General features: G+C 54.4%; 14 protein-coding genes. 7 read left to right on the top strand and 7 right to left on the bottom strand.

Annotated features, from left to right (window positions below; all coding sequences use genetic code 11):
* Positions 1-24 precede the first annotated feature (24 nt).
* Positions 25-1,077, top strand: a complete 1,053-nt coding sequence (gene apbE, locus O1V65_RS08335) for an FAD:protein FMN transferase ApbE (protein WP_017493264.1) — start codon at positions 25-27, stop codon at positions 1,075-1,077.
* Between the two features lie 377 nt (positions 1,078-1,454).
* Entirely contained in the window at positions 1,455-2,297 is an 843-nt protein-coding gene (locus O1V65_RS08330; protein WP_026110722.1) for a serine hydrolase, read from the top strand.
* Positions 2,298-2,347: 50 nt separating this feature from the next.
* On the opposite strand, the gene glgX is transcribed toward O1V65_RS08330, so the two are convergent.
* Positions 2,348-4,621 carry a glycogen debranching protein GlgX gene (gene glgX, locus O1V65_RS08325; RefSeq protein ID WP_269130410.1) on the bottom strand — a complete coding sequence of 758 codons (2,274 nt, stop codon included), beginning with the start codon at positions 4,619-4,621 and terminating at the stop codon, positions 2,348-2,350.
* A 264-nt stretch (positions 4,622-4,885) separates the two neighbouring features.
* Here glgX and O1V65_RS08320 point away from each other — a divergent pair, with 264 nt between their 5' ends.
* Positions 4,886-5,833, top strand: coding sequence for a 2-hydroxyacid dehydrogenase (locus tag O1V65_RS08320; RefSeq protein WP_084912068.1), 948 nt, complete (start codon positions 4,886-4,888; stop codon positions 5,831-5,833).
* Between the two features lie 131 nt (positions 5,834-5,964).
* Positions 5,965-6,927 carry an HTH-type transcriptional regulator Cbl gene (gene cbl / locus O1V65_RS08315; protein WP_026110698.1) on the top strand — a complete coding sequence of 321 codons (963 nt, stop codon included), beginning with the start codon at positions 5,965-5,967 and terminating at the stop codon, positions 6,925-6,927.
* A 154-nt stretch (positions 6,928-7,081) separates the two neighbouring features.
* On the opposite strand, the gene O1V65_RS08310 is transcribed toward cbl, so the two are convergent.
* Both O1V65_RS08310 and O1V65_RS08305 read right to left on the bottom strand, forming a co-directional pair.
* Complete coding sequence (locus tag O1V65_RS08310; RefSeq protein WP_017493119.1) at positions 7,082-8,029, bottom strand: ABC transporter substrate-binding protein; 948 nt, start codon at positions 8,027-8,029, stop codon at positions 7,082-7,084.
* 11 nt (positions 8,030-8,040) lie between these two features.
* A complete protein-coding gene (locus O1V65_RS08305; protein WP_017493120.1) occupies positions 8,041-9,153 on the bottom strand; it encodes an LLM class flavin-dependent oxidoreductase in 1,113 nt (370 codons plus the stop codon).
* Positions 9,154-9,348: 195 nt separating this feature from the next.
* Between O1V65_RS08305 and O1V65_RS08300 the strand changes: the two genes are divergently transcribed.
* On the top strand, positions 9,349-10,629 hold the full coding sequence (locus O1V65_RS08300; protein WP_017493121.1) for a rhodanese-like domain-containing protein: 1,281 nt from the start codon (positions 9,349-9,351) through the stop codon (positions 10,627-10,629).
* Positions 10,630-10,698: 69 nt separating this feature from the next.
* Here the strand turns inward: O1V65_RS08300 and O1V65_RS08295 are convergent, their stop codons facing one another.
* The 3 genes from O1V65_RS08295 to O1V65_RS08285 form a co-directional block, all read right to left on the bottom strand.
* Positions 10,699-10,971: a YjbD family protein gene (locus O1V65_RS08295; RefSeq protein ID WP_017493122.1), complete on the bottom strand. Its 273-nt coding sequence runs from the start codon at positions 10,969-10,971 to the stop codon at positions 10,699-10,701.
* A gap of 81 nt (positions 10,972-11,052) precedes the next feature.
* Entirely contained in the window at positions 11,053-12,615 is a 1,563-nt protein-coding gene (locus O1V65_RS08290) for an MFS transporter (RefSeq protein ID WP_017493123.1), read from the bottom strand.
* A 121-nt stretch (positions 12,616-12,736) separates the two neighbouring features.
* On the bottom strand, positions 12,737-13,660 hold the full coding sequence (locus tag O1V65_RS08285) for a LysR family transcriptional regulator (RefSeq protein WP_269130409.1): 924 nt from the start codon (positions 13,658-13,660) through the stop codon (positions 12,737-12,739).
* A 104-nt stretch (positions 13,661-13,764) separates the two neighbouring features.
* On the opposite strand from O1V65_RS08285, the gene O1V65_RS08280 reads away from it, so the two are divergent.
* On the top strand, positions 13,765-14,325 hold the full coding sequence (locus tag O1V65_RS08280) for a GNAT family N-acetyltransferase (protein ID WP_017493125.1): 561 nt from the start codon (positions 13,765-13,767) through the stop codon (positions 14,323-14,325).
* Between the two features lie 68 nt (positions 14,326-14,393).
* On the top strand, positions 14,394-15,497 hold the full coding sequence (locus O1V65_RS08275; RefSeq protein ID WP_420066654.1) for an ABC transporter substrate-binding protein: 1,104 nt from the start codon (positions 14,394-14,396) through the stop codon (positions 15,495-15,497).
* A gap of 83 nt (positions 15,498-15,580) precedes the next feature.
* Here the strand turns inward: O1V65_RS08275 and O1V65_RS08270 are convergent, their stop codons facing one another.
* On the bottom strand, positions 15,581-17,656 hold the full coding sequence (locus O1V65_RS08270) for a TonB-dependent siderophore receptor (protein WP_420066653.1): 2,076 nt from the start codon (positions 17,654-17,656) through the stop codon (positions 15,581-15,583).
* Positions 17,657-17,810: the final 154 nt, after the last annotated feature.

Here is a 17,810-nt window from a genome sequence, read left to right as displayed (position 1 = left end):
CTGCGTTTTGCTAAGTGAGTTTACATGCTGTTCAATCGCCACCTTTTGCCTGCCTCTCTTGTTCTGAGCGGAACTGCGCTGCTTTGCGCCTGCGGTCCAACCAACAGCCCAAGCCAGTCGGCAGTCGTTATCTCCGGTCAAACCATGGGCACCTACTATCGCGTCAGCATGGTCGGGCTGGATAAAAGCCGGGAACCGGAGTTGCGCAAACAGATTGAAGACCAGCTGAAAGAAGACGACCACGAGCTTTCAACCTATAAGAACGACTCTGTTCTTTCGCGCTTTAACCAATATAACGGTACCGATCCGCAGCCTGTCAGCTCCGGCATGGCCGACGCCATTGTCACTGCGCTGCGCATCGGCAAAAAGACCGGTGGCGAGATGGACATTACCGTCGGCCCACTGGTCAATCTTTGGGGATTTGGCCCGACCAAAGAGCCTGTCAAGATGCCAACCCAGGAGCAGATAGATGCCGCCAAGGCCGAGATTGGGCTTTCGCATCTCAAGGTCATCGAGACCGTGGACGGAGACTATTTGCAGAAAGACAAAGCCAATATGTACGTTGATCTCTCAACCGTTGGCGAGGGTTATGCCACCGATCACCTTGCGAGACTGGTAGAGGGCAACGGTGTCAGCAACTATTTGGTCTCCGTGGGCGGCGCAGTCGTTTCTCGCGGCAGAAACCCTGAAGGCAAACCGTGGCAGGTTGCTATCCAGAAACCGACCGACAAAGAAGATGCGGTGGAGGCCATTGTTGACCTGCAGGGGATGGGGATAAGCACCTCGGGCAGTTATCGCAACTACTATGAGCTGGACGGTAAGCGCCTCTCGCACATCATCGACCCCGAAACCGGACGCCCTATTACCCACAAACTGGTCTCGGCAACGGTGATTGCACCGACAGCACTCGAGGCCGACGGCTGGGATACTGGCCTGATGGTGTTAGGTACTAAAAAAGCCCTGGCGTTGGCCGAAAAAGAGCATCTTGCGGTGTATTTGATCACTAAGGAAAAAGACGGCTTCAAAATTACCATGACCCCGCAGTTCAAAGCCTATCTGCGCAAAGCCGAGAAATAAAAGTAACCCACCTCTACAAGCCTGCGTATTCTTGTCATGACTCATCGAGCCCCTGTGAGAGCGTATTTTGCCGGGGCTCGACGTCTTGTTTTGAATCCCACTGCGGATGTTAAGTAAACTGAACTGGCTATTTCTAAGATGTGTCTTAAAAGTGGTACACAAAGTCCTGATTCTGCGGGGTTGTCGTCCCTATGCAACGATTTTTTTACAATTTACCTTTTGGTCACCTCTGCCAAGTTGGGCACTATTTGGCGTCAGGGAGAGCTTTACTGCGTATCGTCAATAAAACGATCTCCTGCATCGTCTTCAGGAATGCGGCTGGTTGGTCTCTGAGTTGTTGAAGTCATTAATTCATTTTTAATCGTCTTATGGTTGTTATGTCATTTTTTTCCCGCATTGTTCGTTCAGGATTTGCCCGTCTCACCGTTCCGCTGTTTAGCCTGCTGTGTGTCACTTCCTACAGCGCCTCGGCCAAGGTTTATCCCCCTATGCTTTCACGGTCGGTACTGGTCATGAATGCCACCAACGGTCGCGTACTGTATCAAAAGAACGCCACCCGTGCTTACCCCATAGCCTCGCTAACCAAGCTGATGACCGCGATGGTGGTGCTCGACAGCCACCAGTCGCTGAAGCAAAAAATCACCGTTACGCCCGCCGACAGAGACTTGCTCAAGCTAACGCATTCACGTTTAACGATAGGTTCTGTGCTGTCGCGCAAGGACATGCTGCACATCGCGCTGATGTCTTCAGAGAACCGTGCCGCTGCCGCGCTCAGTCGCTACTATCCCGGCGGCCGCCGTGCTTTTGTTCGCCAGATGAATCGTAAAGCGCGAGCCTATGGCATGACCCACACGCATTTTTACGATCCGACCGGATTAACCCCGCGTAACACCGCCTCGGCGCATGACCTGGCGATTATGGCCAAGCACGCGTACCGCTATGCGCTTATCCGCCAGCTTTCGACCGATAAACGCGATGTGGTGCATCCGGGGCACGGCCAGCTGGTGTATCGCAGTTCTGACGGGCTAATTAACAATAAAACCTGGAATATTGTGCTACAGAAAACCGGCTATACCGATCAGGCCGGACACTGTTTGATTATCTATACCCGCATCAAGGGGCAGGACGTCCTGATGGTGATAACCGGTGGGCCGCGCGGTTACTCGCATTATCACGATGCGCTCGGGCTCAAGGCGTGGTTGATGCACGGCAATCTGTAAACGCCCGTTGTACTAACCGGGCGTTGAAGGGGCTCGCTCGAAGAGGGACGTTATTTAGGCAGACTCATCAATTCAAACAGCACCACGCTGCGTGATGGGCAGGTGTATTGACTGCCAAACTCGAAGTTGCGCTCGTTGATGTCGTCTGGTTGGTAGGTGTCGAGAATATGCCGCCAGCTTTCGCCGTGTGCCACGGAAGGCAGCGAGAACACCACGTCCTCGTGAGCCGCGTTAAACAGGAGAAGTACCGTGCTCAGTGAACCATAGCGAGTCAAACCGGTAGGCTGAGCGCGCCCGTCCAGCAACATACCAATGCTCTTGGCGTGCGCATCTCCCCAGGCTTCGTCATTCATCTCTTCAGCATTCGGCTGGAACCAACTGACGTCTTTTACATTCAGTTTTTCATGCACCTGACCTGTCAGGAAGCGACCGCGATGCAGAATAGGAAACCTGGCACGCAGGGCAATCAACCGATAGGTGAAGAGGATGAGTGAACGCCCTTTGTCCTCGATATTCCAGTTAACCCACGCAATTGGCGTGTCCTGGCAGTAGGCATTGTTGTTGCCGTTCTGCGAGCGGGCAAACTCGTCGCCGGCCAGCAACATTGGCGTTCCCTGCGAGAAAAACAGCGTCGCCAACATGTTTCGCATCTGCCGAAGCCTGAGTTCATTGATAGCAGGATCGTCCGTCTGGCCTTCGACGCCATAGTTGGCCGAAATATTGTTGTCGGTTCCGTCCTTGCTGTCTTCCCCGTTCTCTTCGTTGTGCTTGTCCTGATAGGACACAAGGTCATTGAGGGTGAAACCGTCGTGCGCGGTAATAAAGTTGACCGAGGCGTAAGGTTTGCGCCCACGATGGTTGAAAATATCGGCCGAACCGGAAAGACGGGTAGCAAACTGGGCCAGCTGTCCTTCGTCGCCGCGCCAAAATTTTCGTACCGAATCGCGGAAGCGGTCGTTCCATTCCACCCATCCCGGAGGAAAACCACCGACCTGATAGCCGCCCGGTCCGCAGTCCCAGGGCTCTGCAATCAGCTTACACTGGCTCAGTATCGGGTCCTGACGGCAGGTGTCGAGGAACCCACAGCCTTCATCGAAACCGTAACTTTCGCGGCCAAGAATGGTGGCAAGGTCGAAGCGGAAACCGTCAACCTGCATCTCGGTCGCCCAATAGCGCAGGGAGTCAGTCACCATTTGCAGCACGCGTGGATGGCTGAGGTTCAGCGTATTGCCAGTGCCCGTATCATTGATGTAGTAGCGCCTGTTTTCCGGCATCAGACGATAATAACTGGCGTTATCGATGCCTTTAAAAGAAAGCGTTGGGCCAAGCTCGTTGCCCTCCGCCGTGTGGTTGTAAACCACGTCGAGGATAACCTCGATTTCAGCGGCATGCAGGGTGGCTATCATCTGCTTGAATTCGTTGATGGTGTGCGTTGCCATATATTGAGGATGCGGCGCAAAGAAGCTTAGCGTGTTGTAGCCCCAATAGTTGTGCAGCCCTTTTTCCTGCAAATGACGGTCGTCGGTGAATGCATGAATAGGCATCAGTTCGATCGAAGTCACGCCGAGAGATTTAATGTAATCGACAATCTGTGGGGTGGTCATGGCCGAAAAGGTGCCGCGCAGGTGCTCCGGCACGGCGGGGTGGCGCATAGTGTAACCGCGAACGTGCGTCTCATAAATGATGGTTTTTTCCCAGGGAACCGGGTTCTTACGCGAGCGCGCCCATGAAAACGCCGGATCGATAACCCGACACTTCGGTAAAAAGGGTGCGCTGTCGCGGTCATCCAAATGCAGGTCTTTTTTGTCGCTTTCCATGTCGTAGGCAAACAGGGTATCGTCCCATTTTAAATCGCCGACAATCTGCTTGGCATAAGGGTCTAACAGCAGCTTGGCGGGATTAAAACGGTGTCCGTCGTGCGGGGCATAAGGCCCGTGAACGCGGTAACCATAGAGCATGCCGGGCCGGGCATCGGGGAGATAACCGTGCCAGACCTCGTCGGTATACTCCGGCAATTCGATGCGGTCATACTCTTCGCCTTCTTCATTAAACAGACAAAGTTCTACTTTAGTGGCGTTCGCCGAGAACAGCGCAAAGTTTACGCCGAGGCCGTCCCAGGTTGCGCCCAGAGGCACTGGCAGTCCCTCACGGACGCGCGTTTTATGCCCGCTGTCGAAATTTTTAACCAATTCACCATCGCTGTAGGGATGGATCAGGCGGACACCCTGCTCGGTAACTTCAACATCGACCTGCGCCTGAGGTTTGATAGGAGGGGTAACTGAAGCCGTGGGTTTAACAACTTTTTTGGGTGGGGCTTTGGCCATCGTTGATAGTTCTCCAGGAGAGTAAACAAGCAAGAAATCTGCAAAGCGCATAGTTGGAGTGTAGACGCTGGTTTTACAAACGCACCTTGAAACAGATGTTTTGGGCGAAATCCTGTACAAGTTGAGGTTGTTACAGGATAGTTAATAGCCTGCTAAGTCTTTTTTTCCTGTCTATTTTTGACGCGAAGTTGCTCGCAATCGGGTGCACAACAAAATGATTTACCGCACCTTTTTGCTGACGGTTATTTTCGAAGGGGGACATTCATGAAAATCGATTTATTATGTCATTTTGAGATGGACGCCGGGTTTCCGGCCCACTATGAGGCCGCAGGTTTTGCGCTGCATTTCGCACTGACGCCGAAAGACCGTAATAATCTGCCAGCCGATGTCGCGGCAAAAATTCGCGCGGTATTGACCGTGGGTTCAATTGGTCTCACCGCCGAGCAGATGGACGCGATGCCCAAACTCGAGATTATCTGCGCGCAGGGCGTGGGTTTTGAACAGATTGATATAGCGGCTGCCAGAGCGCGTAATATTCAGGTGACGCACGGCCCCGGTACCAATAATTCAGCGGTTGCCGACCACACTTTGGCACTGATGCTGGCCATCACTCGCAATATTCCCGACTTCGACCATCGCGTGCGCACCGGGCAGTGGGCGCGCTCGCGCATCGTAACCCCCGGCATGTTTGGCAAAAAGTTGGGCATCATTGGTTTGGGCAATATAGGTATGCAGATTGCTCATCGCTGCGCCGGAGGATTCGATATGCCGGTAGGGTATTTCAATCGCCGTCCTGTGGCAGACAGCCGGTACCAATATTTTGACAGCCGTCAGTCACTGGCGCGTTGGGCAGACTATCTGGTCGTGGCGACACCGGGAGGGAAAGAGACTCTCAATCTGATTGATGCCGAGGTGCTACGCGAACTCGGGCCACGGGGATATCTCATCAATATTGCGCGCGGCACGGTGGTTGATACGCGGGCGGTGATCGAGAGTCTGAATAATCACACTATCGCTGGCGCGGCGCTTGACGTGCTTGCCGGTGAGCCTGAGGTGCCGGAAGAGTTGGTAGGCATCACCGGGAATCTGGTGCTTACGCCTCACGTCGCGGGGCGTTCTCCCGAGGCGATGTCAAACATGATGAAACAGGTGCTCGAGAACTTGAACGCCCATTTCAGCGGACAACCGGTAGTCACGCCAGTACCGGCCTAATCCTCACGAGTTTAAGGCATAAAGAAACAACCCTTATTAGTAAAAAGCATAAGTAACTTTTTTTTCGTATTTGTCCTATTGGTTACACGGACGTAACAATAGAGGCAAGTATAACTAATTAGGGGTTCACGGTGAATTTCCAACAGCTAAAAATTATTCGGGAATCAGCGCGATGCAATTACAACCTGACTGAAGTGTCGAACATGCTTTTCACTTCACAGTCGGGGGTGAGTCGTCATATCCGCGAACTGGAAGACGAGCTTGGGGTTGAGATTTTTATTCGTCGCGGCAAACGGTTACTGGGTTTGACCGAGCCGGGCAAAGAACTGCTTTCCGTCGCCGAGCGTATTCTGAATGAAGCGCAAAACATCCGTCGCCTGGCCGATATCTTCTCTAAAGAAGATGCGGGTGTATTGACCATAGCGACCACGCACACTCAGGCGCGTTACAGTCTGCCGAGGGTTATTAAGGCGTTTCGTTCGGTGTATCCGGCCGTGCGTCTCGAGCTGCATCAGGGCTCGCCGCAGGAAGTGCTGGCGATGTTGCTCAGTGGTCAGGCCGACGTGGCGATCGCCAGTGAGAAGCTCATTAACGATCCTTCCGTCGCCTCGTTTCCGTATTACCGTTGGCATCACGCCATCCTGGTGCCGGATGGCCACCCGTTGCTGGACCAGCAGCCGGTGACCTTGCAGCAGCTCGCCGAATACTCGCTGGTGACCTATCGTCAGGGGATTACCGGACGTTCGAGAATAGACAGCGCCTTCGAGCAACACGGGCTTAACCCGGACATCGTGCTCAGCGCGCAGGACTCCGACGTTATCAAGACCTACGTGGAGCTGGGGCTGGGTGTCGGGATTTTGGCGGATAAAGCCTTCGACGCCGACCGTGACCGGGGTCTGCAACTGATTAACGCCGAGCACCTTTTCGAAGCCAACACCGTTTGGCTGGGCCTCAAGCGTTCGCAGTTACAACGTAACTATGTCTGGCGATTTATTGAATTGTGTAATCAGAGTTTGTCGATCAATGAGATTAAAGAGAAAGTCTTTAAACAGCCGCAGAACGACAGTGACGTGGTGATTGATTATCAAATTTAGGGTTTGAATTTAATTTCTTAGGTCAAGGGCACGCGCCCAGCGCGCAAGGCGCGTGCCTTTGACCTAAAAAGCAGGTCCAGGGCAGCCGCCCAGCAAACACGCCACACACTCTTGCCCAAAAAAAGAAACCTAAAACAATGGCCATTTAAGGCCATTACTGAATGATAAAACTCCGATCAAATGTCCCTTTAACGTCAACTCTTACCGGCAATAATCCCGCCTGCTGGTAAAAATCGGCGGTCTGCTGCTGCTGCGCAATCGTCTTGTCATCGAGCGACTGCCAGCGGGCGTTGCTGCGCCCATAGGACAGCCTGGCGGCCTCAGGCGGGAAGCCGATGATTTTCGACAGCGTCTGACTGTAAGTATCCAGATGCTGGTGCGCCCACACCTGTGCCTCGGCAAGTCGCTGCACATAGTCGGCAATGGCAGCGCGTTTTTGCTTGTCATTCAGCGCGCGGTCGGTCGCGGCGATAAAGCTGTTGCCCGACCACAATCCGCGTCCGTTTACCGCCACCTTAAGAGAGTCCTGCGTTTCGGCAAAGGCGGTGTAAGGTTCCCACGTCGCCCAGACGTCAACCGATCCCTGCACCAGCGCCAGTTTGGCGTCGCTCGGCTGAAGGAATCTGAAGGTCACATCTTTGGCGGTGAGGCCCGCAGAGGCTAAGGCCTTTAGCGCGACAAAGTGGCCAATCGATCCCTTGTTGGTGGCGATGCTTTTGCCTTTCAGGTCGGCGGCGCTGTGAATAGGACTGTCGGCGCGCACGATAAGCGCCGTGCCGTAAGCGTCTGACTTATCGACGGCAATCGCCTTGACTTGCGCACCGGCCGCTTCGGCAAACAATAGCGGCGCATCGCCAATCACACCAATGTCCACCGCCTGCGCGTTAAGCGCCTCGGCGAGCGGGGCAGCGGCGGGGAACTCAGACCATTCAATCTTATAGGGCAAATTTTGCAGCTTATTAGCGGCCTCAAGCTGGGCGCGCATATTGCCTTTCTGATCCGCAATACGCAGTGTGATTTCTGCCGCGTGAGCGGTCAGCGATGAGAGTGAAAGTGCCGCCAACAGACTCAGTCCAGCGAGTCGATAACCTAAAGATATCATTCGTGTTCCCATTACCATTCTGCATGCGCCGCCGGAAGACTTTCCTTTAACGCCTGCTGTTTGTGTGCGGCAATTTTCTGTCGCGTGAGAGGAATAAGTTCGCGCCCGTATTCCACGGCGTCATTAAGCGGATCAAAGCCGCGTATCAGGAAAGTCTCGATGCCGAGGTCGTAGTATTTCAGCAGCGCATCCGAGACTTGTTCCGGCGTACCGACCAGCGCGGTCGAATTCGAGCTGCCGCCGACCAGCGCCGCGATACCGGTCCAGAGATGGTTATCCAGACGATCGCCTTTCGCTACCGCATCGAGCAGCCGTTGAGCTCCCACGCTCTGTGGTTTGGCCTGACCGAGGTTCACGCCGTTCTTTTCCAGCTGGGCCTTGGCTTGGGCGCGTATGATTTCAGCCTTTTGCCATGCTTCTTCCTCGGTGCGACCCAAGATAGGGCGGAATGAAATGCTGAAGCCTACCTCACGGCCATAGCGCTCAGCCTCTGCCTTGACCGCGTTGACCGTTTCGGACGCGCTGGCGAGCGGTTCACCCCAAAGTGCGAACACGTCGGCGTGTTTCCCGGCCACGCGGATAGCGTCATCAGAGGACCCACCGAAGTAAATCGGTAAACGAGGCTGGTGGGGTTTTATCTGCGTGAAGGCATTTTCAGCCTGATAGAATTCGCCCCGGTGGTTATAGCCCTTATCCGAATACCAACTCTTTTTAATCACCTGCAAAAACTCTTCGGTGCGGGCGTAGCGCTGGGCTTTGTCGAGGAAATCTCCGTCGCGGCGCTGCTCGGCATCACTGCCTCCGCTGATGATGTGCACTGCCAAACGCCCGTCGAGGAGGTTATCAAGCGTTGCCAGCTTGCGTGCGGCAAGCGTCGGTTCAACGAATCCTGGGCGATGAGCCAGCAGGAATTTAATTCTCGAGGTACTGGCGCCTGCGTGAGCAGTCACCAGAAAACCATCGGGTTGATCGGACCCATAGGCCACCAGAACTCGGTCGAATCCGGCATTTTCGTGGGCTTTTGCGAAGTCGGCAATATATTGCTTATCAAACACTGGCCCAGTGGGCGCAATAGTCTCCGAGGCTAATCGATGGCCGATCATCCCAATAAATTGAACGCTCATGGCTGATACTCCCGCTGTTAATAACCCTCACCACATCAGATGGCAGACGAGATTTACCTTAGACAGCCTGGTCCGCGCTGAGAAATCAAAATTTAACATTTGGTTAGCGATAATATGAATTTTGCATCCTCAGGCCCGGTGCTAGCCTGCATATCATTGTCTCATTCCGAGCCTTCGATGCGTGGAGCACGTCCTATGTCTGATTCTCTAAATTCAATTCCCTTACGCCACACTGCCGAACTGACTCAGGCGCTGCGCAATGGTCAGGAAGTGGCTATCGTTGATCTGCGTGAAGAGGCCGATTTCGGCACCGGTCATCCGCTATTTGCCACCAATCTGCCGCTGTCGAAGCTGGAGATTGAGGTGCTTGACCGCATACCGCGTCGTAGCACCACTATCACGCTGTATGACAACGGACAACGTTATAACCCGCGCACCGGAACGCGGCTGGCTGAAGTCGCGTATCAGCGACTTAAGGCGCTGGGATATGTCGATGTGGCACTGTTGGCGGGCGACCTCGCCGGTTGGAAAGAGGCGGGGGGTGAGGTTTTTACCGATCTTAATTCACAGAGCAAAGCCTTTGCCGCGTGGGCCGAATATCATCATCAGCCTTCTGCGCCACAAGAAAGCGCGCCGGAAATCGCTCGTGAATGGGCGGCACGCACTGGGGCTCAGCAGATCGATTTAGCGCAGTTTATCCAGTGGCAGGCCGATGGCCAACGCACACTTTATCTGTTCGACGTGCGCAGCCCCGAAGAGTTTCAGGCCGGTCATTTGCCGGGTGCGCGTAATGTCCCGGGAGACAGACTGACGCAGTCCATCGACCAGTTTGCCAGCGTACGTGGGGCACGCGTGGTGCTTATCGATAACGACGGCGTAAGGGCGAATCTCGCGGCGTCACGTTTGGCCCAGTTGAACTGGGACGCCTTCGTGCTGGCCGACGGCGGCAAGCCTGAGGCACTGTTTACCGAATCAGGTAACGGGACTGTCACCTCGGCACCGGTTCCTGCGATTGAAAGTATTGATGGCCAGCAGCTGCAACAGTGGCTTGAGGAAGGGGAAACCGGGATAGTGGACCTGACGCTTAGCGCCAATTTTCGTAACCGTCGCATTCCCGGTGCGGTTTTTACCGCACGCAGCCAGCTGCCGCAGACGTTGTCGCAGCGTCCAGCCTATAAACGCTGGGTAGTGACCTGTGGCAGCGGTTTTCTGGCGCGTTACGCCGTCACCGAAGTGGCGGAGTTGACGGGATCACCGACCTATTTACTCCACGGCGGCACGCTTAAATGGATCGATGAACAGCGCCCGCTGGAGCACGGCGATTCGCCGTATTTGCAGAATCCACGCGACAAATACCTGCGTCAGCATGAGCAAGACGACGCCAGCCCTGAGGCAATACAGGCCTATCAGGATTGGGAGAAAGGTTTGGTGGCGCAGCTCGAACGTGATGATACTCACGGCTTTCGTTTGATCTAATACGGGGGGGAGAATCCGCCAAAAAAAAAGGGCAGCCGAAGCTGCCCTTTTTTAATGCAAAAATCTTGTTTAGCGACGGCCGCGAGGATGGGTTCTGGCAGTCCAGTCATAAGTTGCCGAAGTGCTTGGCGTGGCATTGGCTTTGGCACGGCGTTTTTCTGCTCGCGCTTTGCTGGCGACTTTCTCTTTTTCAGCCATTAATGCATCAATATAATCGTCTTTAATGCGGTTGTTTTCCGAATTGGTCAGATCACGTCCCTGGGCCTTTCTCGCCCTGTCTAGCTGCGTTTTTAACTCGCGTTGCTCGCTTTCCGTCATGTCCTGCTGTGTCAGTCTTTTCATTGCTTTGGTATCCCTTTGAGGAAAGTGATACCTAGTGTAATCGCTAACAGTCAAAAATCTCAGACTTAACGCGCTTTTTACTCAAGATTCTTGAGGTTTCTGCGTCTGTTTCACCGCTACCCCGGGAAATTGAATCAGCGGCAGGCGGGTTGACTGCCAAAAGGCCAATAATGCCAGTAAGGCACAGACTGCCAGACCTATATCAATCGCGTTGACCATGGCGCTGCGAGCGAGTGGATAATACGACACAAACTGCGCGGCCACCGGCTGCAACAGCACCTGCGGGTCGGCAAAATGCCGCTGAACCGACTCGGGAAGCACAGCGTTGCTGCCGTCCAGCAGCTTGCCTGCCACGTGAACGCTGTACCACTTCGTCACGGCTGCGCCAGTCAGCGCCGTCCCAAGCAGGCCGCCGACCAGACGAAGAGACTGGGTCAGGGCGGTGGCAATGCCGAGAAATTCACGCGGTGCCAGCGTCTGAATAAAAATGGTCACGTTCAGCAGGATGAAACCAATGCCGATCCCCGCCATCATCATCAGTCCCATCAGTACGCCGAAGTGTCCACGACTGCCGAGCAACGCCAGCAGTGCACAGGCGCTGGCGGCGACCAGAAAGCCCATCTGCGGCAGACGCATCGGGTTATTCATGCGGGTCACAATACGACCATTGATAATCGCGCTGACAGTAATGCTCACACCCATCGGTGTGACCAGCCACGCCGCCTGCTTCGGCGAATATCCGTATCCCCCCTGAAACAGCAGCGGCATAAAGTAGAGCAGGGTAAACAGCACCGCACCGATTAATATCGAAATAGTAAATAGTTGCTTAACCGGACCGATGGCGAAGAGCGCCGGTGGCAGGATAGGCGAATGAGCACGTCGTTGTTGATATACCAACAGCGCTGCACTGAGTCCGCAGGCCAGCATCAGGCCAATCAGCGAGAAGGCCGAACCGTTGCTCGGTAAAAACTCCGCCAACAGCTGCATGCTGCCCAGCGCGCACATAATCAGCAGTGCGCCCAGCCAGTCGAGGCGAATCGCGGCCTTCTTGGGCGGCTTGATATAGGGCAGATAAATCCACGACACCACCAGCGCCAGCGCACCCAGCGGCAGGTTAAGATAAAACACCGAACGCCAACCGTATTGCTCGGTCAGGATCCCGCCGAGCGTTGGACCTAGCGCATTCACGATGCTGAACGCCGTACTGAAAAGAATCTGCCAACGCAGGCGTTGTCGAGTATCGGGGAACAGTTCGGGGATGCAGGCAAAGGCGGTGCCGACCAACATACCGCCCGCAATGCCCTGCACCGCGCGCCAGAGAATAAGCGTCTGCATGGTGCCCGCAAAGGAGCAGAGCGCAGAGGAGAGAGTGAACAGCAGCGTTGCGGCAATGACGAAATATTTGCGGCCATAGTAATCGCCCAGGCGGCCAAAAATCGGCACGGTGATGATCGAGGTCAGCAGATAACTGGTGGCAACCCAGGCGTAGAGGTCGAAATTACCCAGGTCGGCCACGATATACGGCATCGCATTGCCGATAACCGTTTGATCCAGGGCGGACAGCATCAGTACCAGCGCCAGTCCGAGGACGGCTAATAACGAACGACGGAAAGTTAAGGGTGCGGCAACAACTGAATCAGTCATAAAACATGCTCTGCGGCAAAAAGAGAGAAAACGAGGTGCTGGGCAGCAGGGGCCTGAATATTTCAAGCCTTAGCCTGCGAAGATAATAGGGGGAGGCCAGAGTGAAAGGCAAAGAGGAGTTTCAAATCACATAATCAGTTTTACTTATAGGTCTCGACATCAGTTTGTCGATAAGCTTTTTCAGCCCTTTATTCAGCGGCTTGTCCTGCCTGAGAACCAGCGCCAGCTGCCTTTCCAGCGTCGGCTGGAGCGGACACTGAGCCAGTCCGCATCCCGCTGATTCACCGCGCAGCGCCAGCTGCGGGACAATGCTATAGCCTAGCCCGTTACTCACCATCTGTTTTATCGCCTCGATACTGCCCAGCTCCATGACCGGACGGGGTTTCAAGCCTTGTAACTGAAACCAGTTGTCGATCAGCAATCGCGTACTGCTGCCTGTTTCGAACAAGACCAGCGGCAGGCCGCATAGCCGTTCGGGCGTGAGTGAAGACAGGTCCGTGTCGTGGCGTTCTGGGCCAATCAGCACAAACTGCTCGCGATACAGGGGCGTTATCGACATATTTTTTCCCGCGGCGGGAAGGGTAACCAACCCGAGATCCAAACGGTTCTCCTCAACGGCACGGGTTATCTCGTCGGTATTTCCAATCCTGACGCTCACCTCGAGATCTGGCCAGTCGACCTTAAGTTGACCGAGTAATTCAGGCAGTAAATGAATACAGGCCGTCGCCCCGGTGCCTAACGTGACCTGTCCGCTGACTCCTTGTGCGTGGACCGCCATTGCGCGCAGCGCGAGCTCGACGCTGTTGTCGAGTTGCGCGATATGCTCAAGTAACGTGCTGCCTGCCGAGGTCGGCTTCATGCGCTTGGCGATGCGTTCGAGCAGTTTGAGGTTGAAGTATTTTTCTAACTGACGGACTTGCAGGCTGACCGCAGGCTGGGTCAGTCCGAGCTGCTCGGCGGCCGCCGAAAAACTGCCGTGGCGAACCACCAGTTCGAAGGTCGCGAGCTGTTCGAGATTCAGTTTGGGCGAGGGGTGTCGGTTCATACCAAAGTTTTTCTTATGCCGATGATAAGTTGACAAAGCTACATTAAGTTAACTGTTTACTTTACTCTTGAAAACAACGCAATCAATGATATCGAGAAAACGCTATGTTACCCGAGAGTTACACAGAAAATGCCCTTGAGCTGTGCGATGCCAGCGAAGCGGATATGGTGGAAGTGCAGAAGATTTATGCACATCACGTGATCCACGGATTGTCGAGCTTCGAGACCGAAGCGCCGACGCTCGAGGAGATGCTGCTGCGCCGCAGAAACGTGCTCGGCAAAGGTTTGCCCTATCTGGTTGCACGCCAATTTGGGCAAGTCTTAGGCTACTGCTATCTCTCACCCTACCGGCCACGCTATGCCTACCGATTTACCGTAGAAGGTTCGGTATATATCGCCGAAGCGCACCAGGGTAAAGGCGTGGGAAAAAGCCTGATGGCCGAGGCGATTTTGCGCGCCGAACGCGGCGGCTGGCGTCAGATGATGGCGGTCATCGGTAACAGCGAAAATATCGCCTCACTGAGGCTCCATCAGTCGCTCGGATTTCACGTCATCGGGCAACTGACCGGCGTCGGTTTCAAGCATGGGCGTTGGGTTAACACCATTATGATGCAGCGAACCCTCGGCGAGGGAGAGACAACCCCACCCTTTGATTGCGAAAAATAACGATAATCATTATCATCCATGGCTTTGAAGATGAACTTCGAGGCCTTATGCGTTTCTCTAGTTGGGCAATGGCCATCGCTATTGCGGTAGGCAGTGGTGCAGTAATCCAGACGGCGCAGGCCAAAACGGTGGTCGATATTTACCAGCGGAAGGTCGAGATCCCCGATAATCCACAGCGAATAGTGCTTGGTGAGAGCCGCATGCTCTACAGTCTGGCGCTGATTGAAGACGGTGACCCTTCGGCCCACGTGGTGGGTTGGCCGGGTGACATGCAGCATTATGACCCGCAGAGCTGGCAGCTTTACGTGAAGGCGTTTCCGCATATTGCCAACGTCGAACAGATAGGCAACACCAGTTACGACCAGATGAGCGCAGAGAAGATCATCGCCTTAAAACCGGACCTGGTTATCCTGCCGCGCTATGCCAAACGGCCGTCGAATGAAGGAACGCTTGAACAGCAGCTGGATAAGGCCAAGGTGCCGTTTATCTACGTCGATTTTCGCGTCGATCAACTGCATAACACCGTTCCGAGCCTGCGGCTGCTCGGCCAGGCATTGAATACTCAACAGAAAGCTGAACGCTTTATTGATTTTTATCAGCAGCATATGCAGCATATTAGCCAAACGCTGGCGAATTATCAGGGTAAAAAGCCCAGGGTGATGCTGCAACTGCATTTGGGCAGAAGAGAGAGCTGCTGTACCACGGTTGCCAACGGTAATCTCGCTGACCTGCTGGCGTTTGCCGGCGGCGATAATATCGCTAAAAAGGCCTTCAAGGGCGTGTATGGTGAGATGAATCCTGAATCGGTTATTGTTGCCAATCCTGACGTCTACCTCACCACCGGCATGTCGGGTCCTGAAAAGCCGGACGATTTGCAGCTCGGCCCGCAGGTCTCGAAGGAACGGGCAGAAAACAGCTTCAGGTCGTTAATGTCAAACCAGCTAATTCTGTCGAATCTGCGCGCGGTGAAAGAGGGGAACGCCTACAGCCTGTGGCACAACTTCTATTTAAGCCCTTACCACCTCATTGACGTGGAAGTGTTCGCCAAGGTGTTTTATCCGCAGCTGTTTGCCTCGCTGGACCCCGATCAAACGCTGAAAACTCTGTACCAGCAGTTTTTACCTATCCCTCTAACGGGAACCTACTGGACTCGACTCCCGGCCAAGTCCTAACCGCCAGGCTGCCGGAATCTTCCGGCAGCCATTTCTCATGAGTAAATCCTGATTTTTTTATGATTTTTTCTAGATGCAGAGCATCAGAAATCGACGCTGGCCGACAACACCACATTGCGGGTCTCGCCTTCTTCAACGCGCAGGTTACCGGCGCTTGAGGTGTAGTATTCCTTATTGAAGATGTTGTTAACGTTCAAACGCAACTGAGTGTGTTTGCCGAGCAACGCGTTGTCCCAGGTGATGAAGGCATCCGCCACCGTATAGGCTGGCATGGTGAAATTGTTTTCAGGATCGCCCGCCCGCGTGCCAACATAGCGCGCACCGCCGCCGAGGCGAATATCGCCCGGAACCGGCAGCCAGCGCAGAGTATGGCTGACGTACAGGCTCCCCATGTTGGTGGGCGCATTCACCAGACGGTTACCGACGTTGTTCTGCGACACGTTGTCCTCAACTATCTCGGTCTTGTCGTAGGCGTAGTTGGCGCTGACGCTCCAGTCTTTGGCTATTTCTCCGTTCAGCTCAAGCTCGACGCCGCTTGAACGTGCTTTTGGAATGTTGCGCGTGACGCCATTGATGTATACCGACATGTCTTTTTCATCGATGCGGTAAAGCGCGACAGTGGCATCAAGGCGGGGAGAAATCTGCCATTTACTGCCTATCTCATAGGTGGTACCCAGTTCTGGCTGCGCGGTATTGCCGTCGTCATCGACGTCGGTTGAAGGCGTAAACGACTTGCTGAAGTTGCCGTAGAACGACAGGGAATCGTTGAGCATGTACACCAATCCAACCTGTGGCAGGAACTTGTTGGCGGTATCGTTTTGCGTCTCGGCCGGCGTCACGAAGCCGGAAGAACCCTTTTGATTGTAGTGCTGATAGCGACCACCGATGACCCCAATCCAGTGGTCGGTAAAGTGGATGCTGTCTTTGGCGTAGACAGAATGGTTGAACAGCGTCGATCGCAGGTTACTGTTGCTGTCTGAATAGGTCGAACCGTTGGTTATCGGTGAGACGCCGTAAACCGGGTCATACATATTAAAGTTTGAGTTGACCTTGCCGCGATAAGAATACTGCTTGTAGGTCTCGACCTTCTCATAGTCTGCGCCTATCAGCAGATCATGCTTCATGCCTAAAACCTCTGGTTCGCCAATCCAGTCCCATGAGGTCAGACTGGTTTGATGATTAAAGCCACGGTTGGCGTCTGCACGGCGGGTCACTGCACCGGTGGTGGTATTAATGGCCGTCGCGCGCACTTCGTTGCTATCGTAGCGACGTTGCATCCAGGCGTAGGTGAAGCGGGTTTTCCAGTCTGGCGACAGTTCGTATTCCCAGGTGGTATTCAGGCGCTTGTTTTTGCCCCATGCGTGGTTAGCCAACTCGTCGAGGCGGCGTTCGTAAGGGATGCTGAGAGGTTTACCGTTGATAAACGCGGTGCCGCGATCGTAAGGAATATCGTATTTATACTCCTGATAGCTGATGTTAAAGCTGGCTTTTTCACCGTACCAGCTCAGCGACGGGGCGAGCAGGGTGTGCTGGTCTTTGCCGAAGTTACGCCAATAATCTTCCGACTGGCGTTCGGCGATAAAACGAAAGGCGAAACCATTGCCCAGCGGGCCGGTGACGTCGAGGGTACCCGCACCGCCGCCTGAACCTCCGGTACGACCGCTAACGCGGGTGTTCCATTCATACTGCGGTTTCTTGCTGATAACGTTGATGACGCCGCCGGGGTTTTGGATCCCGTAGAGTAAGGAGGCTGAGCCCTTCAGCACTTCTACGTGGTCGGTGGTCGCGTCAAAGCCGAGTCCCTGATTGCTGCGCACGCCGTCGAGCAGAATGGAACCGTCGCTGTTGGCACCGAACCCCCTTTTTACGAAACCGTCTTCCGTGCCGCCCAACGTGTTGCCCTGCGTCACGCCGCTAACGAACTTCATTGCGTCATCGAGCGAGGTCACCTGGTAGTCTTCAATCATTGACTGAGTCACTACGCTGACAGACTGTGGTGTTTCAATCAGAGGGGTATCGGTTTTGGTGGCCGTAGAGGCCTGCGTTGCGCCGTATTCGACCGGGTTCGCGTCAGCTGCGTCGGCAGTAATGGTCATGACCGAGCCGGAGTTATCGGCCTCGCTGCCGGTGGCGGCGAGCAGGGGGGAGCAGTGTAAGATGGCCAGCGCGAGGACGCTGGGTTTGAAATAACCTGTTGCGCGAGACTGTCCAGAGTGAGGATTAGCGCCGTTTTTTATGTTTGTTTTTGATAATGACAAAATAATGGTCCCTGAAAATGCAAATGATAACGCTTTGCATTCTAATTACCATTTT

It is taken from the genome of Rouxiella badensis (assembly GCF_026967515.2).
Classification (GTDB): Bacteria; Pseudomonadota; Gammaproteobacteria; order Enterobacterales; family Enterobacteriaceae; genus Rouxiella; species Rouxiella badensis.
Note: the sequence above shows the minus strand (reverse complement) of the source record. Positions and strands in the feature narration are given on the sequence as shown.

Coding starts and splice junctions, on each gene's coding strand:
- apbE (WP_017493264.1), top strand. CDS start 25: ATGCTGTTCAATCGCCACCTTTTGCCTGCCTCTCTTGTTCTGAGCGGA.
- O1V65_RS08330 (WP_026110722.1), top strand. CDS start 1,455: ATGTCATTTTTTTCCCGCATTGTTCGTTCAGGATTTGCCCGTCTCACC.
- glgX (WP_269130410.1), bottom strand. CDS start 4,621: ATGGCCAAAGCCCCACCCAAAAAAGTTGTTAAACCCACGGCTTCAGTT.
- O1V65_RS08320 (WP_084912068.1), top strand. CDS start 4,886: ATGAAAATCGATTTATTATGTCATTTTGAGATGGACGCCGGGTTTCCG.
- O1V65_RS08310 (WP_017493119.1), bottom strand. CDS start 8,029: ATGATATCTTTAGGTTATCGACTCGCTGGACTGAGTCTGTTGGCGGCA.
- O1V65_RS08305 (WP_017493120.1), bottom strand. CDS start 9,153: ATGAGCGTTCAATTTATTGGGATGATCGGCCATCGATTAGCCTCGGAG.
- O1V65_RS08300 (WP_017493121.1), top strand. CDS start 9,349: ATGTCTGATTCTCTAAATTCAATTCCCTTACGCCACACTGCCGAACTG.
- O1V65_RS08295 (WP_017493122.1), bottom strand. CDS start 10,971: ATGAAAAGACTGACACAGCAGGACATGACGGAAAGCGAGCAACGCGAG.
- O1V65_RS08290 (WP_017493123.1), bottom strand. CDS start 12,615: ATGACTGATTCAGTTGTTGCCGCACCCTTAACTTTCCGTCGTTCGTTA.
- O1V65_RS08285 (WP_269130409.1), bottom strand. CDS start 13,660: ATGAACCGACACCCCTCGCCCAAACTGAATCTCGAACAGCTCGCGACC.
- O1V65_RS08280 (WP_017493125.1), top strand. CDS start 13,765: ATGTTACCCGAGAGTTACACAGAAAATGCCCTTGAGCTGTGCGATGCC.
- O1V65_RS08275 (WP_420066654.1), top strand. CDS start 14,394: ATGGCCATCGCTATTGCGGTAGGCAGTGGTGCAGTAATCCAGACGGCG.